Raw genomic sequence first — 25802 nt, 5'->3', positions numbered from 1 at the left:
GAGAGAGGTGTTGACAAATGAAATATGTATTAACCATTATCGGATTGTTGTTGGTATCTATTGCTTTTGTTGGTTGTTCAACAAATCTGAACAACGAAAAGAGTGCTTCCAACTCTCCTGATTCTCTTCAGGAAAGTACTGATACAGCTGTGGTGCAACAAGCACCAGGAGATGTTGAAGAAACAGAAACAACGTTGAATGAAGCGAAAACTCTTGAACAAGAGTTAAGCGATGAAAACTTCAATAATTTTGAGCAGGAATTAGATGAAGTGAATTGGTAATTTTATTTTTTATCTTTTTTATATTTTAAAAAACAAAATAAAAAAATGAATCTATCTCATTTTCCTATCATGCGCTCGCAAACTTGGTCGCGCCTTTTCTGCGCCAATACCTTTGTTTCTCAAGCCACGGCTTTTTCTTGCAGCGCTGGTCAAGCCTCGATAGACTCGCCCTGTATGTTGCGCTTCAGTGATCCATGATAATTCATGATCGCGCTTAATTGCTGGATGATTTTTATCTACGAGGATAATTTCATACCAATAATATTGACCATCATGGGCGACGTAATAACTATTGAGAACTTCGCAGTTAACATATCTTTTATTTGCTCGTTCTTCTGCAATCCATTGATAATTTTTATGAAGATCTTTTCTTCTTCCAAAACGTTTTGGTCTTCGCCCGCCAGAAGGTTTTGAGCGATAATGTCCTCCTCGAGGAACTCGCTGCCGCACGACAATAACACCTTCTTTAGCTTTATAACCAAGTGATCGAGCGCGATCAATTCTTGTAGGCCGTTCAATTCTCGTGCTAGAATTTTCTTGCCTCCAGGCAATAAGCCTTTCCTGCCATAAAGGACCTAAGCTTTCTTTAGGCTTGTTCCATACTTTTCTAATATGCTGGTATAATCCCATAGTTCTGCCTCCATTCTTTTATGCAGTACAAGGTACTGTTGGCTTCAGGTAAGCAACTACCCACATTGCCCTATTCAAGAACCTCAAGGTAATTTATAAATTTTGTCTGTTATAAGTTCTGGTAAGTCTGTAGTTGTTAAGTTGAGGGAGTTTGGTTGTTTTGTATAATTTCGATATAAGTTACAATAGTAATTTATCTTTTAGTTTCCCTTATAAAACAAAATTCTTGCCAAAGAATATCAATGATTTTTAGTGCTTCTTCTTCTGATTTTACAGAAATACTTTTTACATTTTTAATATGTAACGATCCATTATACTTACTAATGTGATCCTTAGTTGTTAATATATAAGTAAAATATGGTTTATCTGTAGCCAAAACTATTGCAAATAGAATCATCCTGTCGTATTTATCTTGTAGAACTTTAGTTATTTCATGCGGTATCGATAATCCTTTAAACGCTGCCCTTAAATTTGATTCTTTGATATTTTTTTCTTCAATTATTTTTTGTGCATCTTCTTCAACAATTACATTATGTTCTTTCTTACAATCTGCAGAAGAAGCTTTAATATGTGTTAGTTTAAGAAAACAAGTCTTATCCTTATTGATTAACCACCTTACAAAATGTATATCTGTAAGTATTCTATATCGGAACTTCACTGATGGCATTTAAAAATTCTTTAGCAAGAAGTTTTCATCATATTTATGAACTGATTTGATTACTATTGGTGTTGAACCAATCTCTTTAACAACTTGCAAAAGTTCCTCCTTTTCTGCATTCATAATCATATTCTTATTCTCTTCATCTACAAGAACATCATTATTTAAAAGTATAAACTCTTGAAAATCTTCAGCATATTCAATTTCAACTAATATAGTTTTCTCTTTTTGAGTACTTTCAATAGCATTTTCCATTTTGATTCACACCTCTTTTAAGAGTTTGATCTCTTAATATAAATATTTCCACTTCTAAACCGTAAATCCGACAATATGGTTACTCTTAGGTATTACTACCTTATAAATATACTTATTACGTACTTAGAACCAATAACTATAAATAGTAAGGTTAATTCACATTAATTATGCCAGAAACCGAAACTATTGATCCGATTAAACAGGTTATTCTCGACATGCCTGTGCATATTGTAAAAGCAGTAGAAATTATTGGCGGCTATGCAATTCCTGATGCAGTTGATACCGTTTTGATTATAGGGATGGGTGGCAGCGGGATTGCAGGAAGAATTCTTAAAACTTATTTGAGAAATACTAAACTACGTGTTGATGTTGTTAATGATTATACTATTCCCCTGTATGTAGATAAAAGAACCTTGGTTTTTGTTTGCAGTTATTCAGGCAATACTGAAGAAACTGTTGCAGCATACAAAGAAGCATCAAAGAGAAGAGCTAAATGCATTGGGTTATTTACTGGCGGCAAATTAAAGGATATTTTCAAGCTTAATGACAATCATTATTTTATTATGCCTTTGTTTCCAGAGCCTCGCTATTCTTCCCCAACAATGTTTTTCATGATGCTTCGTATTCTTGAAAATTCTAAACTTATTCCGTCACAAGTTGACTTTATCAAAGAAACAATAGCAGCATTAAAAAGCCCTAAAATTCATGAAGTTGCTTATGACTTAGGATTAAGCTTGCGCGATAAAACGCCGTTGATCTATGCATCAGATCATCTTTATTCAGTTGCATACCGTTGGAAATGTGACTTCAATGAAAATAGTGAAGTTCATGCATTTGCAGGATTAATGCCTGAAGTTTGCCATAATGAACTCATGGGTTTCAGAAAAAAGGCATCAGACTACCATGTTATTTTCCTCAAAGACGCAGAAGAAACTGCTGTGATGAAAAAACGGTTTGAAGTAATGAAACAATTAGTTAAAAGCAGAGGTTTTGCAACAACAGAAATATTAGTTACTGGTTCAAATGAGCTGACAAGATTGTGTACAGCATTCCTCATTGGAAGTTTAGCAAGTTATTATCTTGCCTTAGAAGAAAAAGTAGAACCGCGAGAAGCAATCTTGATTAAAGAATTGAAAGAGAGATTGAAGAGATAGTTCTAACTAAGGCTCTAATGAAAATGTAGTTTTGGCATCTTTTTGTGAGGCTCTTCACGTTTAAGTGTGGGGATTTTTCGGAGTTCCAGAGAGAAAAATCCAATAAGATATACTCTTAACAAGCCGAACTGATGTCACCTGAATCCGAAGGATCTCAGGGATTAAAAATAGTGATTTTTAATAAAACCGAGGCTATGCCGAGATTTTCATTAGAGCCTTTGATTATGTTTCATGTATATGTTATTAGATGATAGGCTTCATCCAAAAAATGGCTGCCGCCAGGTTAGCGCCTTCGAAACTTCGTATATTTCAATCGCATAAACGGTCACGCTCCGAAGGAGCCGCCCCTCTGACCTCTTTAAACCGGTACTGTAAAGAGTTTCGACCTGAGGGCGCTAACCTCATTTTTGGATGAAGCCTAGATGATATAAATCTATAAAAATACAACCATGCTCACGATTATATGATTTTTAAATCAATCAAACTGCACAATATTCGTTCGTATACTGATGAAACAATTGTTTTTCCAGAAGGCACTATATTGCTTTCAGGCGATATTGGCGCTGGAAAATCAACTATTCTCCATGCCATAGAATTTGCGTTATTTGGTTTTATTCGAGGGAGTCTTGAAGGCGATGCTCTTCTTCGGAATGGCAAGCATGAAGGTTGCGTGGAATTAGCCAGTGAAATCAGCAAAAAATCAGTTATTATCCATCGTAATCTGCGGAGATCCAATAGTGTCAAACAAGAAAGTGGTTTTATTATTATTGATGATGTTAAAACAGACTGCACTGCTATAGAATTAAAAGCAAAAATATTGGAGCTGCTTGGCTATTCTGATGATCTCCTTACCAAGACCAAAGACCTGATTTATCGTTACACCGTGTATACGCCGCAGGAAGCAATGAAGCGTATTTTGCTGGAAAGTAAAGAAACAAGGCTTGAAACATTGAGGAGAGTATTCAATGTTGAAAAATATAAAAAAATCAGAGAAAATGCAATAATTATTGTCAAACAGTTGAAATTACAGCGCGCTTATTTTGAAGGGCTTGTACACGATATCCCTGAAAAAGAAGCTCAAATAAAAGAATATAAGCTGAAGATAAAAGAGCTGGAAGCTAATCTTCAAGAATTGTTGCCGCAGATGAGCTTCATAAAAGATCAGCAGCATGAAAAAAGAGTTCAGCTTCAACAGCAGCAGCAGCAGGTGCAGGAATACTATAATGCTAAACAAGCCTTGGCAGTTGAAGAAACAAGGTTAAGGAATCTTCATGAATTAAAAGAAAAAATAGCAGTGCAGGCTGAAAAAAACAGTCTGCACAAAGAAGCATTAAAAAAAGAACTGCAATCCCTTGTTATTGAAAAACCAACTGACATGCCGCGCGATGAAATAGAGCGCTCATTGCAAAAACTTGATGAAGAATATCAGGAATATAAAGAACGGCAGCTGAGAAACCAGGAAGAATTATTGTTCAATACAAAAACAATTACGCAGCTCCGTCAGGAAATAGAGCAAAAAAAAATAGTTCTTAATTGTTTTGAATTAAAAAAAACAACATGGGAAAAATTGAAGAGCAGCAAAAAAGATATAAATTTTTTGAAGCAAGAAATACTTAACCTTGAAAAAAATATTTCTGTTGTTGCTGGTTATGTCACTGAGCATGAAATTACTATTGATCGAGCAGTAAAAGTAAAGGAAAAGCTAGCTGAGCTAAATAAATGCCCTACTTGTCTCCAGGAAGTTAATGAAGAACACAAAGCAGAAGTATATATGCTTAAAGAGAGAGAATGCCATGAGGCTAAAAAGCATTTAATGGTGTTGAATGCTGAAAAGAAAGCTAGTGAACAGCAAGTCTATGCTAGCCGTCAAGCGCTCGAACAAGCCCAGCGTCGGGAGCTGGAGCAGGAAAAGCTCCAGGTTGAACTTGCTTCACTGGAACGAGTGGATCATGAGATTAAAGATAAAGAAAAACTTCTAGAAAAAGCAGAAGAGATTAGAAGTCATATTATCAAAGAACAAGAGTTGCTGAAAGAATATAAACCAGAAGAATATGTGCAAAAGCGGAACCAGTATAAATTGTTTCTTGAGCAATGGCAAAAATATCACGAAATCAATCAGCAGCGCCAGGTAAAAATTAGTCGGCTTTCAGAGCTTGAAACAGAAGAACAAATGCTTTCTAAAAACAACGGGCTAGCAAGCAATGAATTGCTTGTTACAAAAGATAAGATAATGGTTGCAAGCAGTAAACTGCAAGAAACAAAGGAAAGCGAAATAAGATATAAACAGTTTGAGCAGGAACTTGAGCAATTAAATCTTCAAGAGAAGAAGCTTTCTATAGAAAAAACAAAGTTAGAAACCGAAAAACAGTATAGTATTGAACTGCTGGAAAAACGAAAGCAGGAACTTGATGAGAAATTAGTTTTTCAAAAGAAAATTACTGCGATTAATCAGTACACCAACTGGTTGAACAAATTTTTTGTTAATATCACCTTTGTTATTGAAAAGCAGGTTATGCTTCAGGTATATCATGAATTCAATCGTATCTTCATCGATTGGTTTAAGCTCTTGATGGGTGATGAAATGATCAGTGTGCGTTTAGATGAGGAATTTACCCCAGTTATTGAGCAAAATGGCTATGAACTTGATATTACTAGTGTTTCAGGTGGTGAACGAACTGCTGTTTGTCTAGCATACAGGCTTGCGTTAAACAAAGTAATTAATGAATTTATGAATTCTATTGCAACGAAGGATATTCTTATTCTTGATGAGCCTACTGAGGGTTTTAGCCATGAACAATTAGATCAGCTTAAAGACGTATTAGGCGAGCTTCTTATTAAACAGGTAATTATGGTCAGTCATGAAGCTAAAATAGAGAGTTTTGTTGATACGGTGATTAAAATCGAGAAAACAGGTCATATAAGCAGAGTATCTTTCCAGAAATAATGAACTCGAGATAGAAAGTTTTATAAAGCTATTTAGATATAAATAGGGAATTAATAAGGTAATATACAGGGGTTTTAATCTTGGTGCAAAAAAGGGGTCGAGCAGGTCGTGTATCACTTATTTTTTTAACAATGCTCTTGTTAACCTTTAGTTTTGTAACAGCTCTTTCTGATTTTCAGGTTAAGTTTACTAAAATTACTTACGCAGCTTTGCCAGGAGAAAAAGCTGTTTATCAGCTCAGCATTACCAACCTTAATGAAGAACCTGATAGTTTCATATTAAATTTTTACAACGGCAATAAATGGAGTATTGAAACTGAAAAGCTTTCATATCTTTCTGGGATTAATCTTCAACCAGGACAAACAGTCAGCTTTAAAATATATGTTATTCCTTCAGAAATTGTTAATTATGGCCCTCATGAGTTCAATTTAGATATAACTTCAAAAAAAGGCGGCAATAGCCAGCAAGTAAGCAGTATATTAATTGTTAAAGATCCATCTAATACTGTTGGAGGATATATCCCTTCAATAAATCTTGATGTTGATTTTCCTGAGCAAGTAGATCCTCGCCAGCCATTTGAATTAAAAATAAACCTTCTCAACAAAAACAAGCTTAATATTCCTGAATTAAAAGTAATGGTTGAAAGCAAACTGTTTAATGGAGATAAAATGATTTCGCTGGCGCCTCTCGAGCGAAAAACTGAGAGTTTTACCGTTATTTATGATCCATTAACACCTCCTCAAAATGACCTGTTAATGGTTACGGTAGCTGCTGAAGAAGGATCATTTTCGACTAAAAAAGTGATTAAAGTTAAGGCTTATTCTGATCTCAAAACAGAAGAGGATGTTAATAAGCAGTTTCTTAAAGAAGTAATTACTAAAACATTTACTAATGATGGTAATGTAGTCAATAACGAAAAGATCACGTTCAAAACTACCTTGTTTAACCAGCTGTTTACATCAGCGATGCCTAAAGGAGAAGTGATTACCGAAGAAGGTGAGCGTTATTTTACGTGGACTCTTGATATTCCCCCTCAAGAAAAGCAAATAATTGTTATAAGCACTAATTTCAGATATCTATTTACTGCAATTATCCTTCTGATTCTTGGGGTTATAGCTTATTTTGTGTTTAGGAGTCCTGTAATCATATCTAAAGAAGCTGTTGTTTTAAACAAAGACGATGCAAATAGCAATATGTCTCACATTAAAGTGTTGATTCATGTAAAAAATAGAACAAATAAGCCTGTAGAAGAAGTATTTATTATGGATCGAGTAACTCATATAGCGCAAGTTGAAAAAGAATTCAGCCATGGCACTCTAGCGCCGGATAAAATCTTAAAACATGAGAAGAAAGGTACTGTTATCAGATGGAGCATAGCTGCTCTTGAAGGCTATGAAGAGCGTATTTTAACGTATAAAATAAAATCACGTTTAAAAATCATTGGCAATATGAGACTACCTTATGCAAGCGCTAAATTTAAAACAGCTTCTGGCCATATAGTTAAAGTCAATTCTAACACGGCGCTTGCAGCAAATGAATAGACTGAGAAAGGTGAAGAACGAACCATCTTTTGACGATGATTACCTGCTTTCGAGTTTCTACTCATTTTCAATGAGAATATTTATATATATGTACTAATTACTAATGAGTATGTTTGACAAGGATATCTTAAGGAAAGTAGTAATGAGGCAAAAACAGGAGATTTTAACTAAACAACGTTTTGTTGTGAGAGATCTGCTGGACGAAATTTTAAAGTGGATTAAGGATGATAGGGTGATTATTCTTACCGGTGTTAGAAGATGCGGCAAATCTACGCTGCTTAAGGAAGTTATGCAAAATGTGTCTGATTGGTGTTATGTTAACTTTGAGGATGAAAGATTCTTGGATTTTATGGCTCAGGATTTTGAAGTGCTTAATGAGGTTCTTATTGAAGAATATGGCAAGATAAATATTTATTTTTTTGATGAAATACAGAATATAGATAAGTTTGAGACGTTTGTTAGAAGATTGCAGGATGAGGGAAAGAAAGTCATAATTACAGGTTCTAATGCTTCTTTACTTAGCAAGGAATTTGGTACGAGATTGACCGGGAGATACAAACCGTTTGAAGTCTATCCATTTTCTTTCAAAGAATTTCTTAAATTTAGGAATATAACCTTAGAGAAAAATGATTTTTACATCGTTGAGAAGAAAGTTGAATTGATAAAGCTCTTTGAAGAGTATGTATCATTAGGGGGTTTGCCGGAATACCTAAAAAACAAGGATAAAGAATATATTAAAACAGTTTATGAGAATATATTATACAAGGATGTTATAACAAGATATTCTATAAGAAAGCAGAAGATAATTAAAGAACTGATAAACCTACTTGGTACAAACATTTCCTCACAATTCACCTACAACTCATTAAAGAAAACTCTTGGTTTAGGAAATGCGATAACCGTCAAAGAATATATTTCTTACTTAAGTAACTCTTATTTGTTTTTTGAACTGCTGAAATTCTCCTATTCACTGAAACAACAGCTTAACTCCCCAAGAAAAATATATCTCGTGGATTCTGCATTCAATCAAATATGTGGGACAAACTTTTCAGAAAACAAGGGAAAAATACTGGAAAATATGGTATTTATTGAATTAAAAAGAAGAAACAATGAGGTATTTTATTATACTAATGAAAACGAATGTGATTTTATAACAAAAAAAGGGACAAAAATAACACAAGCCATACAGGTATGCTACGTCCTGAATAAAGATAATAAGGAAAGAGAAATAGCAGGTTTAATTGAAGCAATGGACAAATTCAAGTTGAAAACAGGAATAATGCTGACCCATGAACAAACAGAAGATATACGGATGAAAAGCAAAAAGATACAAGTGTTGCCTATTTATAAATGGATGGTAGAGTAAGATAAAGAAATCCCCCCACCCGGATTTGAACCGGGAACCTTTCGGGTTCAGCTGGCTGCAACTCATTCTTATGGATAATCCAATGTCATTGCAGTGAGTTATCTACAGCCGAACGCTCTGCCGTTGAGCTATAGGAGGATATGTTTTAGGTTTTGCCACTTTATTTAAAACTTTTGCTTATCCATTGTTGAGTCAACGGATAAGCAAAAGTTTTATAAATAACCAATAAAAAGCCATTAGTATGATGAATTGCTATACTAGTCTTTCTTATCTTAAATTGGGGGTAAATGGACTCTATTTTTAAGTTAGAAGACGGAATACTAGTTCATTCATCAGTAAAAAGCCCTGGTAGTGTAGTGGCCTATCATGGAACCCTGTCACGGTTCCGACTCGGGTTCAAAACCTGAATACTGCTTAAAAGAGGCAATATTCGCTGAATGTCCCGGCCAGGGCGTTTTTTGCTCAAAGGGCCAGTGGCTCAGCCTGGATAGAGCACCCGACTTTTAAGGATGCTCAGCTTCCTAAGAAATCGGGTGGTCGCGAGTTCAAATCTCGTCTGGCCCGTTATACTTAATATTGATATCATGAGCTTGGGTATAAACATGGTTAAAAAAGTTAAAAAACAAACAAATTTTGATGTTGCTCAACATGTTTTAGTTCCTAAGCATGTTAAGCTTAATGAAAAAGAAAAAAAAGAGGTTCTTGCTCAATTCAATGTTTCTATTCATCAGCTTCCTAGAATTCTCATAACTGATCCTGCTCTTCGACGTTTAGACGTAAAATTAGGGGATATTATCAAAGTAGTCAAGAAAAGTCCTACTGCAGGTGAAGTTGTTTATTACCGAGGTGTTGTAAGTGCGTAAATATTCTGAAATGTTAATCAAAAAATATTTTGAAGAGCATTCATTAGTTGCATCGGATATACAATCATTTAATGAGTTTATTGAACAGGAATTGCCGCTTATTGTTGAAGAAAATAAAATTGTTGAGCCTACTATTATTCCAAGCAATGTTGATGAATTTAAAATCAGGCTCGACCGTATTTGGGTAAGCAAACCAGAAATCACTGAAGCTGATGGTTCTAAAAGACCTATTTATCCCATTGAAGCGAGGTTGAGAAAAATCAGTTATGCTGCTCCTGTATTTATTGAAATCAGCGCGCATATTAATGGTATTCAGCGTGAATCATTCACGACGCAAATTGCAAATTTGCCGATTATGCTTGGCTCTAAATACTGTCATCTTCATGGTTTAAGCAAAGAGGAATTGATTAAGCGCGGTGAAGATCCTGATGATTTAGGCGGTTATTTTATCATTAATGGCACAGAGAGGGTGCTGATCAATATCGAGGATCTTGCAGCAAATAGGTTTTTAGTGAGCCAGGATACTATTGGTCCAAGCGAATATGTGGGGAAATTATTTTCCGAATCAGGATCGTACAAAATTCCACATACCTTTGAGCGTTTAAAAGATGGTTTATTCTATTTATCATTCACCCGAGTAAAGCGTATTCCTTTAATTGTCATGGTTAAAGCTCTTGGTTTAATTAAAGATGAAGACATTATGCGGTATGTTGCAGGCGAAGAGCAAAGCGATGAGATTTATATTAATTTATACGAGTTTGTCGATATTAAATCTGAAGAAGAAGCGTTGGATTACGTTGCAAAAAAAATTGGTATTACGCAGTCAAAAGAAATTCGCGTTGAGCGTATGAAGGAAATTCTTGATAAATATTTATTGCCGCATTTAGGGATCAATAAAGAAGATAGAATGTTTAAAGCATACAACTTATGCAAATTATTAAAACGTTTCATTGACGTAGGAAATAATAAAATTCAGATTTCAGATAAAGATCATTACATGAATAAAAGAATGAAAATGAGTGGAGATTTATTAGGTGAATTATTCAGAGTTAACCTGAAAGTATTGATCGGTGATTTATTGTATAACTTCCAGCGTATTGTAAAGCGCGGTAAATTTCCTTCAATTAAAGTAATCATCAGGGAAAAATTATTGACGTCTCGTATTTACAGTTCCATGGCTACTGGTAATTGGATCGGCGGCAGAAAAGGAATTAGCCAGCGTATTCAAAGAATTAATTTCTTAGAAACCCTAAGCCACTTACAAAGAGTTGTTTCTCCATTATCAAGTTCTCAGGAAAATTTTGAAGCACGTGAATTGCATAGCACACATTTAGGAAGACTTTGTCCTATAGAAACTCCTGAAGGTACTAATATTGGGTTGCGAAAAAACCTTGCATTATTAGCGCAGGTTTCCTTAGAAGCAGATGAAGATAAAGTAGTCAAAATGCTTAAAAACATAGGGCTAAAGACCGTAAGGTGAAAACATGACTGACGTATATCTTAATGGAAAATTTGTTGGTACTGTTGAAAACCCTGTTGAATTTGTAGAAAGCACCGTTGCTGAACGCCGAAAAAACGCATTAACTTCTAATGTGAATATATTGTATAACAAAGGAGAAGATATTGTTGAAATTGAAGCCTGTAAAGGCCGTTTGCGAAGGCCATTAGTGGTTGTTAAAGACGGTAAATCCCTTCTCACCGAAAAGCATGTTCATCAGCTTGAAAAAGGAGAATTAACCTGGTCAGATCTTCTTGCTCAGGGAGTTATTGAATATCTTGATGCGCTTGAAGAAGAAAATGCGCTTGTTGCATTTACGCCAGAAGAAATCACGCCCGAATGCACGCATCTTGAAATTGCACCTTTAACTATCTTAGGATTGTGCACAGCGCTTGTTCCTTATGGTAACTACAACCAATCAACACGTTTAAACGCAGGAAGTAAAAACCAAAAGCAGGCATTAGGAGTATACGCAGCAAATTATCATATTAGAATGGATATGGATGTTAACTTGCTGGATTATCCTCAACGACCTGTTGTTCAAACTATTATGCATGATATTTCTAATTATGATAGCCATCCTTCTGGGCAAAATGTTGTTGTCGCTATTATGAGTTTTAAAGGATACAACATGGAAGACGCTATTATCCTTAACCGAGGTTCTGTTGAACGAGGTATGGGAAGATCTACCTATTTCAGGCCCAGTGTTGCTGATGAATTGCGATATTCAGGCGGTTTAATGGATGAAGTTTGCATCCCTGATAAAGAAGTTCGCGGGTATAGAAGTGAAAAAGATTATCGTTTATTGGAAGAAGATGGCATTATTTATCCTGAAGCAAGCATTAAAGAAGGAGATGTAATTATTGGAAAAACTTCACCTCCGCGATTTTTAAGCGGCGCAGATGAATATAATTTAGCTTCTAATCTTCGAAGAGAATCTTCCATGGTAGTAAAACATGGTGAGCGAGGAATTATTGATTTTATTCTGCTTACTGAGAATGAAGAAGGAAATAAATTAGTGCAGGTTCGTGTTCGTGACAGAAAAATTCCAGAAGTAGGGGATAAATTCACCTCCCGTCATGGTCAAAAAGGAGTTATCGGATTGATTGTTGATCAAGCAGATATGCCTTTTACTGCATCAGGGATTGTTCCAGATTTATTGTTTTCACCGCATGGTATTCCTTCAAGAATGACTATTTCGCATTTGATTGAATTAGTCGGTGGAAAGACAGGAGCATTAGCAGGAAGATATATTGATGGAACTACTTTTGAAGCTGAACCAGAAGAAGCTATTCGAAAAGAATTGTTATCTATGGGTTTTAGAGAGAATGGTACTGAAACATTTTACAATGGCATGAGTGGAGAAATGTTTGAAGCGCAGATTTACGTTGGCAATATGTATTATCTCAAATTAAAACATATGGTATCAAACAAATTGCATTCTCGCGCTCGAGGACCAATCCAGTTGTTAACACGACAGCCAACAGAGGGACGTGCAAAAGAAGGTGGATTAAGATTAGGAGAGATGGAAAAAGATACCTTTGTAGCGCACGGCGCAAGCCTTCTTTTAAAAGAGCGCTTTGATTCAGACAGAGTTATAGTTCCTGTTTGCGAAAAGAGTGGTTTGATTGGTTACTTTGATGCGCGAAAGAATCGTGCGATTTCTCCGATTTATGGAGAAGAAAGTGAGATGTCATACATCGAAATAAGTTATGCTTTCAAATTATTATTAGACGAAATCAAAAGCTTAGGGATTTATCCTCGCTTAGACCTTGAAAACAAGTTTTAAGGTAATAAAAATAATGAATAATTAAAGGTGTTGCATTATGGATGAAAAATTTGTATACAAAAAGATCAAAAGCATCCAGTTTGGAGTGTTGTCTCCTAAAATAATTAAAGAGATGGCAGTAGCTAAAATTGTAACTCCTGAATTATATGATAAAGAAGGATATCCTGTTGACGGCGGTTTAATGGACATTCGTTTGGGAGTTATTGATCCTGGATTAACCTGTAAAACTGACGGCTTAAAATTAAAAGAAAGTCTTGGCCATTTTGGATATATTGAATTAGCAAGGCCGGTTATTCATATTCATTATATTGGTGTTATTGTTACGTTGCTCAAGGCAACATGCCGCGAGTGCGGGCGAATTCTTATTCCTCAAAACAAAATAGATGCGCATCGCGATGAGCTTGAAAAATTAACGAATGAAGCAGGTCTGCTTGCGCGAAGAAAACGAATTAAAGAGATTATTAAATCATTAAAGACTGCAAGCAAATGCCCGCGATGCAAAGCAAAGCAGTATAAAATTAATGTAGAAAAACCAACAACTATTCTTGAAAATGAAAAGCGTGTTACTCCTATTGAAATTCGATCAAGATTGGAAAAAATTCCTGATGAAGACTGTTTAATTTTTGGTATTGACGCAAAGTCTTTCCGTCCTGAATGGGCAGTGTTGACTTTGTTTATGATTCCTCCAGTAACCATGCGTCCAAGCATCACGCTGGAAACAGGTGAAAGAAGTGAAGATGATTTAACCCACAAATTAGGGGATATCGTCAGAATTAATCAACGTTTATTTGAAAATATTAATGCAGGCGCTCCAGAAATTATTATCGAAGATTTATGGGACTTATTGCAGTATCATATTACAACCTATTTTGATAATGAAGTTGCACAATTACCTCCTGCCCGGCACAGAAGTGGTCAGCCATTAAAAACATTAAGTACAAGGATTAAAAGCAAAGAAGGCCGTATTAGATATAACTTAGCAGGTAAAAGAACTAATTTTTCTGCGCGAACCGTAGTTTCTCCTGACCCTATGATTGATTTGGATGAAGTAGGAGTTCCTTTGGAAGTAGCAATGAAGCTTACAGTCCCGGAAACTATTACTGCATGGAATGCTAAATATATCCGCGCATTTGTTGAACGTGGGCCTAAAAATTATCCTGGCAGCAATTATATCGTCAGGCCTGATGGAAAGAAGAAAAAAATTACTGATGAAACAAAAGAGCAGCTTTTAGAAGAATTGCAGCCAGGTTATACGGTTGAACGGCATTTAATGAATGGTGATATTGCAGTATTCAATCGGCAGCCAAGTTTGCACCGAATGTCCATGATGTGCCACCGCATCAGAGTGCTTCCCTACAAAACATTTAGGTTAAATCCTGCAGTTTGCGCTCCTTATAATGCAGATTTTGATGGAGACGAAATGAACTTGCATATTCCTCAAACCCAGGAAGCGCGAGCAGAGGCTCAAATTTTAATGCAGGTACAAACACAATTAATTTCTCCACGATATGGATTAAGCATTATTGGTTGTGTACAGGATTCAATTTCAGGAAATTATGTTCTTACAAAGTATATGAATGTAACAAGAAATCAGGCAATAGAATTATTATTAGCGATCAGGGAAACTAACTTCGAAAAGTTGCCGAACAAAGAGCGTATTACCGGTAAAGAAATATTCAGCGTTCTTTTGCCAAATGATTTTAATTTCGAAGGTCATGCAAAATCATACACCGGCAAACCTGAGATTGATAAGAAAAATGATGCTCTTGTTGAAATTAAGGATGGGGTGCTTCTCAGGGGAGTTATGGATAAGGCTAATCTTGGTGAAGGTTCAGGATTATTATTGCGTACGCTGCATAAACAATATGGCGCAGAAAAAACTATCAGAATTTTAGGAAAGATCTTCAGATTAGGAGTCGAAACATTATTGCGTCATGGTTTTACTGCTGCTTTGCATGATACTGACTTGCCTAAGGAAGCGCATGATACTATTAATGAAGTATTGAATAAAGCTTATGGTGAAGTAGATGAATTGATTGAAGTTTACAAGCAAGGCAAATTAGACGCATTCCCAGGAAGAACTGTTGCAGAAACTTTAGAATTAAAAATTCTTGAAAAATTAAATAAAGCAAGAAACGAGACAGGACAATTAGTTTCAAAGCATGTTTCTCGAGGCACAGGAACATTAATGATGAGTGATTCTGGAGCGCGAGGTGGTCCTTTGAACCTTGCGCAGATGGCAGGTTGCGTAGGACAGCAAGCTATGAGAGGAAAACGAATAGAAAAAGGTTATACGCAAAGAACCTTGTCTTGTTATAAAAAAGGTGATTTAAGCCCTGCAAGCCGTGGTTTTATCAGAGGCAGTTTTAAATCAGGATTAACGCCAAGTGAATTTTTCTTTGCATCTATGACTGGCAGAGACTCTCTGATGGATACAGCATTAAGAACCCCTAAATCAGGATATCTTTACCGGAGATTATCTAATGCATTGCAGGATTTAAAAGTAGAATATGATGGTACGGTAAGAGATGCAACCCAGAAAATAATCCAATTTAAATATGGAGATGATGGTGTCAGTGTTGCAAAAAGTGAAGGCGGAAAAATTAATGTTAAAAATATTGTTGAATCAGTTCAATAAAGGTTGATGCACATGGAAGAACTTTTTAATGAATACAAGGATAAATTGCCAGAAAGTGTTTTAGTTGAGCTTAAAGAACTCACCCATGGTTTTAATAAAACCAGACTTAAAAAAATATTGGAAAAAACATGCCAAGAATATCATGACAGTCAGGTTGAGGCTGGTGAATGTGTTGGTTTGTTAAGCGCAGAATCCATTGGTGAACCAGGCACGCAGATGACCTTAAACACCTTTCACTTTGCAGGTGTAGCTGAGATGAACGTTACTACTGGTTTGCCGCGTATTATTGAAATTCTCGACTGCAGCAAATCATTATCAACTCCGATGATGGAGATCTACTTGAAAAAACCTTTTTCCGAGGGAAAAAATATTCGTGAAGTAGCTGAATCTATTAAGGAAAGCAGATTAAAGGAATTAGCTAAAGAATTCACAATCAATGTGGCAAAATCAACCGTAGATGTTACTTTGGATATGGATAAAGTTAATCGTTTAGAATTAAAATCAGAGGATGTTGTTAAGAGTATTGGTGCAAACATACGAGGGATTACGGTTAAATTAGACAGCAATCTTCTGGTTATTAAACCAAAAAAAGATGATTCTATTAATGCAGTATTTAAATTAAAAGAAAAACTGAAAGATGTGTACGTTTCAGGGATTAAAGGAATTCTTCAAGTGCTGCCGGTTAAAAAAGGAGAAGAATATATTATTATTACTGCAGGAAGTAATTTGATGGATGTGCTTAATCATGAAAAAGTTGATTGTACAAGAACAAAGTCTAATGATGTTATTGAAATTGGAGACGTGCTTGGCATAGAAGCAGCGCGGCAGGCAGTTGTTGAAGAAGTGTTTAAAGTTATTGAAGCTCAAGGTTTAAACGTTGATATCCGTCACATTATGTTAGTTGCTGATACTATGAGTATTTCAGGAAAAATAAAAGGTATCACGCGATATGGTGTTGTAAGTGAGAAATCAAGTGTCTTGGCAAGAGCATCATTCGAAACTCCTATCAGACATTTAATGGATGCAGCATTAAGCGGTGAAATAGATCCCTTGAATAGTATTGTAGAAAATGTTATGGTTAATCAACCAGTTCCTATTGGAACAGGCTTGCCCAAATTATATACTAAAGGCAAGGTTAAATAAAGCTTGTAAGGTAAACATTTAAAAAACAGTGCAGAGTTGTTACACAATATGGCAAGGAAAAAGGAATTGCAAAAGGACATTGCCCAGATACAAGAGGCTATTGCAAAAAAAAAAGCTATCATTGGAACAAAAAGAGCTTTAACTCACTTGCGAACTGGGAAGCTGGTTACGGTATTTACTACGTCAAATTGTCCAGCATCAGTTAAAGAAGATGTTGACTACTATACAAAATTAACAAAATGCGATGTTCATGAATTAAAATACACCAACGAAGAGCTTGGTGTATTGTGCAAGAAACCATTTTCAATCTCTGTAGTTGGTTTGCTCAAGTAGGTGAGTCCTTGAAAATTAAATTGGATCTTGAAACCATAGGGCTTATGCAGTATTTTGAGCGATTTACCGGAGCTAAAGTCAAAGATTGTTTCACTGACAACCATGAAATGCAGATATTTGTGGTTGACCAAGGGCAACTATTTAATGCAGTTGGCAAAAATGGTGTTAAAGTAAAAGCGCTTGAAGCAAAATTAAATAGAAAGCTTAAAATAGTGGAGTTTAATCCAGAATTATCGCAGTTCATAAGAAATGTCTTGTATCCATTAAAAACAAGGGATATACAGATTGAAGATGAGATTGTCACGATCACTCCTCTTGATTCAAAAACAAGAGGGTTAATCATAGGGAGAGTTGCTCAAAATTTAAGGAATTTTGAGGCAATAACCAAAAGATATTTTAATATCAATGAAATCAAAGTTGTATAAACAAAGGTAACATACTATGGGACACAAACCATCCGGATTAAACACAGCAAAAAAATTAGGGAAAAGAAGATTTTACTCTAAACTAGCTGATAAACGTTTTAAAAGAAAGTTTTTGGGCTTAAAGGAAAAATCAGATCCTCTTGGTGGCTGTTCACAAGCTCGAGGTATAGTTATTGAGAAAAAGCAGCTTGAAGCAAAACAGCCAAACTCAGCAATGCGTAAATGCGCAAGAATTCAATTAATAAAAAATGGCAAGCAGGTAACTGCATTTCTTCCAGGAGATGGCGCTACAAAGCTTATTGATGAGCACGATGAAGTTATTATCGAATGTATTGGTGGAAAAATGGGCCGTGCGATGGGTGACATTCCAGGAACACGATGGCGAGTTATCAAAGTTAATGATCAAAGCTTAATCGCATTGCGAAAAGGTAAACTAGAAAAGGCAAGGAAATAAACATGGAGATTAAAGTATTCAATAAATGGAGTTTGCAGGGAATTAAGGTTAATGATCCTGGCTTAAGAAATTATATCAGTTTAAGCTCTGTAATCGTGCCAAGAACTGGTGCGCGATATGCTGGAAATAAGTTTCATAAATCAAGAGTAAATATCATAGAACGTTTTATGAACAAGCTTATGATACCTGGGCATAAATCAAAAAAACATTTCAAAACATCCTATCATTGCACAGGAAAAGCTGGCACTGCTTTTCGGTTGATGGAGCAGGTGCTTAAGATCATTGAACAAAAGACAAAAAAGAATCCTGTTGAAGTATTAGTTAAAGCTCTTGAAAATGCAGCTCCCAGAGAGGAAGTTATAACAATTGAATATGGGGGTGCTCGTTATCCTAAAGCAGTTGAATGCGCTCCACAGAGAAGAATTGATATTACAATCCGGTATATGATTCAAGGTTCTTATCAGAAGAGCTTTAATTCTAAAAAGAAGTTTGTTGATATTTTAGCAGATGAACTAGTGAATGCTGCTGAATGCAATGGTAACTCTATAGCTATTGCCAAGAAATACGAAGTAGAACGGCAGGCAGATTCGAGCAGGTAAGTGTGTTTTTCTATAAAAATATTAAAAGCATAAGGTATTTCTTAGAATATGCTTTTGGATCAGAGATGTATAGATGATATTGTTCGTGAATCTCCTTTTCTTTTAACTATCGATACAGATGATGGTATAACTATTTTTGAGTTAGAAGATTATCAAGAAGTTTCCTCTTTAGGTAAAACGTCTATTCAATATTCTATATCACACATAATATTTTCAGATAAAATAAGAAGATCAGTTTTAAAAAAATTATTTGAAGATCTTCAAACCTCAGGCAAAGTAAATGCTTTCTTATATGCTGCATTAATATACCCACCATTAAACAAGGGAACTTTTTTAGACGCAATCATAATAGGGGGATTATTTTTTGGGATACCAATGTTTGCTTTTGACAAAATGAGATCTAGATGGTATCGTTCTCATAATTCAATTTTAGAAGATGCTCTAAACAATAGTCTACAAAGCTCCCCAAATACTTTTGATTATTCACCTACTTTTCAATATGGTGTAGTTTCTGAAGATAAAAAATATCTTGTTTGTTACACCTTAAATCCTCTTCATTATGATGGTCTTAAAAGAGTGTTGACAAGATTGGGAAGAGTTGAAGAAATAAACCAATTAGATCAAACATTTGCTGTGTGGCTCGAGAAAAATGGAGACGTAAAGGAAACTTTAGGTGATGGTGGACGAGATGTTGATGTGAAAGTAGTTAAATACGCTAGAAATATTACAGAACTTAATGTTCGTGTTATAAAATCAAATTTTATAGAATTAAGAAATGAAGCAAGAGTACGAACAATTGTTCGAAAAAAATTAGATGAAGCTGGAATTAAATTAAAATTACCGCACACTATTGGTTATGTGTATATCAACAACGAAAGATTTGCTCGTTACGATGAGCGTATACGAGGAATTACATTAGATGAGGCATTGAGATCAAGAAAATATAAATCTATTGCATTATCTTTTTTACCTGAAGTTGCAACTTTAACTGGAAAACTTCATTACATTCTTGGTGAAGAGTTTATTGTACTAGGAAAATTTGATCCGAGCAAAGAATTAAAAAAAAGATTTGAAGATAGTAACCGTTATTGTAAATATGGCTTTTTAGAACCACGTGATTGTGATTTTCTCACTAGTTTAACCATATTTCGAGTATTTAAAAATATCCCTGAAGTAGTTAACTTAGATTCCCATCCTAAACAATATATAGTTGTTATTGATAAAAGGAAAGGTGTTTCTGAAATAGGAAGAGTTGACTTTGAATTAGAAAGGATGTCAAGCGTTCCTCTAATAAATGAAGTGGCAAATCTTTATCGGTTTGGGGATTATTGCGGGAAAACATTTGAACATGATTTTAATGGATTAGAAGCATATGTTAAAGCATATAAGGACTTGGGATCAACTCCTGAAGAGTTAATTGGATCAAAATCATTGGCTGAGAGTTTGAAAATGGCTTATTTACATTCAGTTATTTTTAGAAGTTTATGTTTTTACAGTGCCTGGTTTGATACAAAGAAAAGATTATTTATGGCAAGCAGAATCCCAGAGATACTATCAAATATAAAATATGCAATGGAAGAAATTAAAGCATTAGATCCTAATGAATTTAAAAGACAACAAGATCAATATATAGGATTATTAGGATTATTACCTGCGTTAGAAAAAACAGCAGAGAGAGCAAGATATTGGTAAATAATCAGTAGTGAAGAAAAATACTATTCAAGGTTTTATCCAGGGCTTATCTTGTAGGTACAACTGAGTTATCACACTATTTCCAAAGCTGTCAACAGCAACCTCAACATCAAGCTCTCGTGAGTTTCTGTATTGTTCTAAATGCTTTCCTTCACCTTCTGGAACTCCGAAAAATCCTCAACGTAAAGATAGAAAAGCTTCAGAAAAGTAGGCGCTAAAACCCCAGACTTATTACGTACTCTGAATCAGACATTAAAAATGTTTTAAGCAGCTTTGTCATAAATTATAGCAGTTCTTTGTGGAAATGCAATTACTTGTGCTGCTGCTGGATCTCGAGGTGTAGTTGCTGGTGATAATAAATACCGTTCAACAAATTCAAGATCCATAGCAATTCTTGCTCTTTTTGCTGCTGTTAATTGAGTTCCATCAATACCAGCTTCAATAGCTGTAATATGTTGTAATGTTAACATACCATTTTCTTGCAATATTTTCAATGCATCAGTATTACCATCAATTAATCCTGCGCGAACTTGATTATACACACGATGGGTTCTTAATCCGGGAGCATTTCCAAGTTGCGCTAAATCTTCAGCATATTCTTGTTCTCTTGCTTGAGCGCGCACATGAGCTTCACGTTCGTTTGCAGCATGTTCTGCTCCTTCAAAGAAGCGTCCATATTGTGCTCTTTGTTGATCGGTTAAAGCATAACTTCTATTCATTTCTAATTCTGCTTTTACTACTTGTCGAGGTGACATTCGTCCTGCTAATCTTTGAGCTAAATCATAATTCTCAGTCATCAATGCACTATGTAAAGTATCAATAGCTTCATCTGCTTTGTAACGTGCAGTTGCATAATGAACACGATCATGTGTTAATGGTTCAGGACCTGAGCCTGCTCCAACACTATTTTCAAGAGTAGAAGCAACTGCTTTTTGCTTTTGTTCAACTGCCAATGCTGCTCCTGCTAATTGTGCTAAAACTTTAGGTGTGCGTCGCACATAACTTCGCGCTGTTGCATCAACTAATGCACGTTGAATTTCATCTAAAGCACGTTGATCGCTTGTATCAGCAACAACTTCCATCAGATCAGCAATTCTATCATTATATTTGCGCACTAAGCTGCCTTCATTTGCTAAGATTGCTCTTGCAAGTCTGCCGTTTTCAGTAACATAAAGATCATTATTTCCTTTACTCATTGCTGCCTTAACTTGTGCAACATATTTATGAGCATCCAAAAGACCATTACTAAATGCATGGTTATGAGCAGTATAGGTTTTCATAAGAGTATCTAAAGTATTGTCAGTTGATGTTCCAGGAAGTGCATCGAGTGTCTCTTTTGGGAATGTAGGAAAATCAGGATGTACTTCTCCTGGTCTAACTTTATTGTCATTTGGAGGAGCAGGTTGTTGAGGTTGCATATTTGATGGTGGAGTTGTAACTGATTTTACCTTCTCAGTATTATCACAACCTTTTACTTCAACATCGCTAATTCTAAATTGTCCATGATATCGTCCATTATTGTATATATCTTTAGTTTTTTCAGCTACTGCTGTTAAATAATCACATCTTCCTATTCCAGAAAAAGAAAAATGTGTATCTCTTCCTTGCTCAATTATTGCGTCTAATACATTAGCTGAAGTATGTCTTGTTGCTTTCTCTGCATTAGCTCCTTTGAACAAAGCCCAAAATCTTGTCATAGGTGATCGATAAGCTGTTCTTGGTTGAGATTTTCCTTGTTTTGGATGAGCAGCAGCATATGCATAACTATTATTGATAATATCTTGTCCAATTCCTGTTGGAATTGCATTAGCATCAAGCACTAGTGTTAATGATGTTGTTGAAGATGAAACTGATGTTCTTGAAGGTGCTTGACTATATGTTGTTCCGCTTGTTCCTGATCTTGACGGGGGTGATTTAGGTGTACCTTTGTCTGATGCAATAGCTAAGTTACCTGTCAAATCAGGCAAAGCTTGTGCGTAATCACCAATTTGAGCAATAATATCACCTATCTCTGTGTAATCCGTTTCACTAGAGAGATCGAATGCAAGTTCTCGTTTAGATTGATGAAACCTACTATAATCACTAGTCCAAACCGCATGGTTAAGGGCAGCTAGAATTTCTTTATGGCGTTTGGCCGTGTCTCTTATCTCATCTGCTTTTTTTTGAGCTCTTTCGAAACTTTTTTCTATATCGTATAACTTTGCATCTAAATCTACACAGGTGTATCCACTATCAATATGTCCTTGTCCTTCTGCTAAGGGTAATGCTTGTAGTAAACTATCTATTTTTCTAATATTACTTTGCGCAATTCTTCTCAAAACATCTGTTTGAGAAGCATACATCTGTGATTGAGTTTGTGTTAGTTCGCTTGCAGAAGCAAGATGAGGTCCTAAATCTGTATCTAAATCTGACCATAATTGTTTATATCTCTCTATTAATGGTGGTGTATTAGTACGAACAGATTCACATCTCTCAGGAGTTTCATCAGCAAAGGCAGGTGTTGCTGCAGCTAACCCACCAACCACACCCATAATCTGTGCTAATCTCTTTACAATACTTACTAAACCCATAGTTTTACCTCAATGTTTTAAATATAAATTCATATAATTTTTAACAGTGCCACTTCTAGGTGAATAATACACCATTGTTTTTAAATGTTCCTGTTTTTTATGAAGGAAACAACCTTGTTTGTTACTTGAGAAATGCTCGCTTTAGAGGTAGGGATGACAAGGTCAAAATGCTCTGAATGATACATATCTATGCCATAAAGTTTTTTGTATCGTTTACGCTCAGATCCCTCCCTGTTTTTGATTTTTTCTATCGTATCGGCAATAGTTAGGTTATCTTCTTCCTTGCGATTGTCTTTGAGAATACGCTTAGCGCGAACTTCTAAGGAACCATCAAGAAATATTTTAACAGAATTTGGAATAAAATAAAACGCCAATCTTCCATCAATAACAAAATTGTCCTGTGTTGTTCCTAGTTTTGCAACTTCTGCATCTAATTTCTTGTCATAATTCGGATTTTTTTCAGCTAATCTATTTAATTGCAAAATAGTTATCTTTTTCCTTCGGGCAATTTTTCTCCATAACTCTCCAGCAGAATAATGCTTCATCTTCAGTTTTCGAGCTGCTAATTTTGCCACGGTACTTTTTCCAGCACCAGGTTTTCCAGAGATAGTAATGATCAAAATGCTTCACCTATATTATTGTCTTTATTTTCTGATAATCAACTTATTGTTATTTCCTTAGTTCTAATCTTATTTCATCCATTTGATTGAACAACCCATGGAATACATTTCGTCATCTGAAACTTTTCTTCCTGCAAGCATTTCTTTAATTGCATGCCGCAGATCTTCGCCATTGCCTTGCTCTTTACCATGAAATTGATCGAGTCTTCCATGATAGACTAATTTCTTGTTTTTGTCGAAGAGAAATGGATCAGGCGTGCAGGTTGCTCCATAGTTCTTTGCTATCTCTTGAGTTTCATCAATCACATACTCAAAATTTAATTTCCACTGCGCTGCATATTTCTGCATATGTTCAAAATTATCATCTGGGTACTCAGGGTTGTTATTGCTATTGATACCAATAAATTTAATCTGAGGAAATTCTTTTTGCAGATCAATCATAGTTTTTATTTTAGGTACAACATAAGGACAATGATTGCACATGAAGATAATCACATATCCTTGATAACCAGAAACTTTGTCAAAAAAACATAATTTTCCTGAAATACTCTTCAACGCAAAGGAAGGTGCTTTATCTCCGTGTTTTAATGTATCATACCTGGATTCTAATAAGACCATGTAATCACCTCGATATACTGGTATGGTACGTAATAAGTCTTCTTTAGGTTTTAGCGCCGGTTCAGCTTAAACATATTATTTCGATTGGATTTTTCTCTCTATAAATATAATCCCGACTCTCTCAATAATATAAATCAAGGATTCATAAGTTGGCTTGCGTCTGGGATTATAAGACTTGCCTATCGGCAAGGAACCCCGAAAAATTCCAAATAAAGATATCGAGGAGCTTCACAAAAGTAGGCGCTAAAACCCCAGACTTATTACGTACCTTGTATTATGGTGGAACTATACTGAAATAGATAACTTTATAAAACATTGGTTTTTTCATTATTAATAAGAGGTAAATACCTCAATTTTCTGGGGATGTTAAGATATTTTAGAAGGATACTATCTGGAATAGAAATGGAGGAAACATAGTACTATGACTCAGTTTGAAGATCAGTTAAATAGATATGCACAACAATTAGTTCATTATTCTCTTGCAGGGCAAGTCGCAGGTGGAAGTCTTCAAGGTATAACTGTCCATCTTTCTGGCGAAGCTAATAGAGAAAAACAAACACTTGTTGATCTTGTTGTTAGAGAAGTTGAACAAGCTGGAGGAACAATCCTTAATAGAATGCATGATCCTCGAGAACGTGTTGCATTATTAGTTGAAGCAGCAACTGCAAGTGATCCTAGCAAAGTTATTGCTGCTGCTAACAGTGAAGGTGCATTATTAGATCAACAGAATACCGTTTATCTTAATATTAAGGGTGTTGAAGATCCACAAAGATATAATTCAGTTAAAGGTATTTCGACCAGTGCAATGAATGATTTGTTCTGGCGAACATTAAGTCCCTATGGACAAAAAATGATGCGTTCAAAACCATGGACTGTTGCTTTATATCCAACGAGAGCAGAAGCACGAAGCAATGGATTTCTTGATAAAAGGGGACAGGTAAATATGGCTGCATTTAGAAAAGCTGCTCTAAGTCCTTGTATTGATGTAAATTACCAGAAAATGGGACAAGATTATGCTGAACTTAAAACATTACTTGATGATGCAGATTACATAGAAATCATAACTCATCAATTTGCAGGTACAACAAGAGCAACATTATATGTAGGAATAGAACATCGTGTTGCTGTTTTTGATGATGGCCATAAAAATATGCCAGGTGGAGAAATGTTTTTAACACCTGTAACTAATGCAGTTAAAGGAAGTGTTTTTACTAGCGTCCCTTTTGTTTATAAAAATTACACTCTGAACGGTATACAGCTTAAATTTGGCGACGATGGAACGGTGACAAGCTATAATGCTGTCAAAGATAGCGGTCATAATTTAGATGCAATTGTTAAAGTTTATGATGCACAGGGAAAACCAACAGGTAAAACACATGGTATTGGTGAAGTATCATTAGGATTACATCCAGGTATTGATCCAAGAATGAAAGTTCCGTTTTATACTGAAAAACGAGGTGGTGTTTTAGTTCTTGCTTTAGGTAATGGTTCTGAAGAATCTGTTCCTGAATTAATGAAAGAACTTGATTTGACAAAAAGAGATGTTCTTGCAGAGCGATTAAAAGACCAAGGAGTATTTCCTCGTGCTTCAAGCCATGTTGATATTCCTATTTTTGATTTCTCAAATCCAGGTAATGGGTGTGAAATATATGTTGGTGGGAAAGGATATAGAAAACAAGTTGCTTGGGATAAGGATACTAAATTATGGAAAATTAATGAGTGAGAAATTCA

The 25802-nt window shown here is 35.3% G+C and carries 22 protein-coding genes and 3 tRNA genes; 18 read left to right on the top strand and 7 right to left on the bottom strand.

Annotated features, from left to right (window positions below):
* The first annotated feature begins 17 nt into the window (after nucleotides 1-17).
* Nucleotides 18-281 carry a hypothetical protein gene (locus HYY69_00640; GenBank protein MBI3031954.1) on the top strand — a complete coding sequence of 88 codons (264 nt, stop codon included), beginning with the start codon at nucleotides 18-20 and terminating at the stop codon, nucleotides 279-281.
* 51 nt (nucleotides 282-332) lie between these two features.
* On the opposite strand, the gene HYY69_00635 is transcribed toward HYY69_00640, so the two are convergent.
* The 3 genes from HYY69_00635 to HYY69_00625 form a co-directional block, all read right to left on the bottom strand.
* Nucleotides 333-911 carry a 50S ribosomal protein L15e gene (locus tag HYY69_00635; GenBank protein MBI3031953.1) on the bottom strand — a complete coding sequence of 193 codons (579 nt, stop codon included), beginning with the start codon at nucleotides 909-911 and terminating at the stop codon, nucleotides 333-335.
* A 193-nt stretch (nucleotides 912-1104) separates the two neighbouring features.
* A complete protein-coding gene (locus tag HYY69_00630; GenBank protein MBI3031952.1) occupies nucleotides 1105-1578 on the bottom strand; it encodes a hypothetical protein in 474 nt (157 codons plus the stop codon).
* Nucleotides 1579-1824 carry a hypothetical protein gene (locus tag HYY69_00625; GenBank protein MBI3031951.1) on the bottom strand — a complete coding sequence of 82 codons (246 nt, stop codon included), beginning with the start codon at nucleotides 1822-1824 and terminating at the stop codon, nucleotides 1579-1581.
* A 167-nt stretch (nucleotides 1825-1991) separates the two neighbouring features.
* Between HYY69_00625 and HYY69_00620 the strand changes: the two genes are divergently transcribed.
* The 4 genes from HYY69_00620 to HYY69_00605 all read left to right on the top strand — a co-directional run bounded on the left by HYY69_00620 (nucleotide 1992) and on the right by HYY69_00605 (nucleotide 8829).
* Nucleotides 1992-2978, top strand: coding sequence for an SIS domain-containing protein (locus HYY69_00620; protein ID MBI3031950.1), 987 nt, complete (start codon nucleotides 1992-1994; stop codon nucleotides 2976-2978).
* Between the two features lie 463 nt (nucleotides 2979-3441).
* Entirely contained in the window at nucleotides 3442-5922 is a 2481-nt protein-coding gene (locus HYY69_00615; GenBank protein ID MBI3031949.1) for an SMC family ATPase, read from the top strand.
* Between the two features lie 80 nt (nucleotides 5923-6002).
* Nucleotides 6003-7463 carry a hypothetical protein gene (locus HYY69_00610; protein ID MBI3031948.1) on the top strand — a complete coding sequence of 487 codons (1461 nt, stop codon included), beginning with the start codon at nucleotides 6003-6005 and terminating at the stop codon, nucleotides 7461-7463.
* 109 nt (nucleotides 7464-7572) lie between these two features.
* Entirely contained in the window at nucleotides 7573-8829 is a 1257-nt protein-coding gene (locus tag HYY69_00605) for an ATP-binding protein (protein MBI3031947.1), read from the top strand.
* Nucleotides 8830-8839: 10 nt separating this feature from the next.
* Here the strand turns inward: HYY69_00605 and HYY69_00600 are convergent.
* Nucleotides 8840-8967: transfer RNA gene (locus HYY69_00600), tRNA-Tyr, on the bottom strand.
* 204 nt (nucleotides 8968-9171) lie between these two features.
* Here HYY69_00600 and HYY69_00595 point away from each other — a divergent pair.
* The 12 genes from HYY69_00595 to HYY69_00540 all read left to right on the top strand — a co-directional run bounded on the left by HYY69_00595 (nucleotide 9172) and on the right by HYY69_00540 (nucleotide 20263).
* Nucleotides 9172-9283: transfer RNA gene (locus HYY69_00595), tRNA-Asp, on the top strand.
* A gap of 13 nt (nucleotides 9284-9296) precedes the next feature.
* Nucleotides 9297-9393 (top strand) — tRNA-Lys (locus HYY69_00590).
* A 38-nt stretch (nucleotides 9394-9431) separates the two neighbouring features.
* Nucleotides 9432-9692: a DNA-directed RNA polymerase subunit H gene (locus tag HYY69_00585; protein MBI3031946.1), complete on the top strand. Its 261-nt coding sequence runs from the start codon at nucleotides 9432-9434 to the stop codon at nucleotides 9690-9692.
* Nucleotides 9685-11172: a DNA-directed RNA polymerase subunit B'' gene (locus HYY69_00580; GenBank protein ID MBI3031945.1), complete on the top strand. Its 1488-nt coding sequence runs from the start codon at nucleotides 9685-9687 to the stop codon at nucleotides 11170-11172. The genes HYY69_00585 and HYY69_00580 overlap by 8 nt, the downstream gene beginning before the upstream one ends.
* A 4-nt stretch (nucleotides 11173-11176) precedes the next feature.
* Entirely contained in the window at nucleotides 11177-12979 is a 1803-nt protein-coding gene (gene rpoB / locus HYY69_00575; protein ID MBI3031944.1) for a DNA-directed RNA polymerase subunit B, read from the top strand.
* 37 nt (nucleotides 12980-13016) lie between these two features.
* Nucleotides 13017-15617: a DNA-directed RNA polymerase subunit A' gene (locus HYY69_00570; protein ID MBI3031943.1), complete on the top strand. Its 2601-nt coding sequence runs from the start codon at nucleotides 13017-13019 to the stop codon at nucleotides 15615-15617.
* A gap of 12 nt (nucleotides 15618-15629) precedes the next feature.
* Entirely contained in the window at nucleotides 15630-16760 is a 1131-nt protein-coding gene (locus HYY69_00565; GenBank protein MBI3031942.1) for a DNA-directed RNA polymerase subunit A'', read from the top strand.
* Nucleotides 16761-16808: 48 nt separating this feature from the next.
* Nucleotides 16809-17093 carry a ribosomal L7Ae/L30e/S12e/Gadd45 family protein gene (locus tag HYY69_00560; GenBank protein MBI3031941.1) on the top strand — a complete coding sequence of 95 codons (285 nt, stop codon included), beginning with the start codon at nucleotides 16809-16811 and terminating at the stop codon, nucleotides 17091-17093.
* A gap of 8 nt (nucleotides 17094-17101) precedes the next feature.
* Nucleotides 17102-17518 (top strand): NusA-like transcription termination signal-binding factor, encoded by a 417-nt coding sequence (locus HYY69_00555; protein ID MBI3031940.1) that lies wholly within the window; start codon nucleotides 17102-17104, stop codon nucleotides 17516-17518.
* A gap of 16 nt (nucleotides 17519-17534) precedes the next feature.
* Nucleotides 17535-17972, top strand: coding sequence for a 30S ribosomal protein S12 (locus tag HYY69_00550; protein ID MBI3031939.1), 438 nt, complete (start codon nucleotides 17535-17537; stop codon nucleotides 17970-17972).
* 8 nt (nucleotides 17973-17980) lie between these two features.
* Nucleotides 17981-18571, top strand: coding sequence for a 30S ribosomal protein S7 (locus HYY69_00545; protein MBI3031938.1), 591 nt, complete (start codon nucleotides 17981-17983; stop codon nucleotides 18569-18571).
* Between the two features lie 48 nt (nucleotides 18572-18619).
* Nucleotides 18620-20263, top strand: a complete 1644-nt coding sequence (locus tag HYY69_00540; GenBank protein MBI3031937.1) for a hypothetical protein — start codon at nucleotides 18620-18622, stop codon at nucleotides 20261-20263.
* Between the two features lie 263 nt (nucleotides 20264-20526).
* Here the strand turns inward: HYY69_00540 and HYY69_00535 are convergent, their stop codons facing one another.
* From HYY69_00535 to HYY69_00525, 3 genes are all read right to left on the bottom strand, one after another.
* Nucleotides 20527-22833: a hypothetical protein gene (locus HYY69_00535; protein MBI3031936.1), complete on the bottom strand. Its 2307-nt coding sequence runs from the start codon at nucleotides 22831-22833 to the stop codon at nucleotides 20527-20529.
* 80 nt (nucleotides 22834-22913) lie between these two features.
* Complete coding sequence (locus HYY69_00530; GenBank protein MBI3031935.1) at nucleotides 22914-23453, bottom strand: cytidylate kinase family protein; 540 nt, start codon at nucleotides 23451-23453, stop codon at nucleotides 22914-22916.
* Nucleotides 23454-23522: 69 nt separating this feature from the next.
* A complete protein-coding gene (locus HYY69_00525) occupies nucleotides 23523-24071 on the bottom strand; it encodes a thioredoxin family protein (protein ID MBI3031934.1) in 549 nt (182 codons plus the stop codon).
* Nucleotides 24072-24492: 421 nt separating this feature from the next.
* Between HYY69_00525 and HYY69_00520 the strand changes: the two genes are divergently transcribed.
* The gene (locus tag HYY69_00520) at nucleotides 24493-25794 is read left to right on the top strand and encodes an aminopeptidase (protein ID MBI3031933.1); all 1302 of its coding nucleotides are present in this window, start codon (nucleotides 24493-24495) and stop codon (nucleotides 25792-25794) included.
* Nucleotides 25795-25802 lie beyond the last annotated feature (8 nt).

This window comes from Candidatus Woesearchaeota archaeon (assembly GCA_016192995.1).
Lineage (GTDB): Archaea > Nanobdellota > Nanobdellia > Woesearchaeales > DSVV01 > JACPTB01.
Note: the sequence above shows the minus strand (reverse complement) of the source record. Positions and strands in the feature narration are given on the sequence as shown.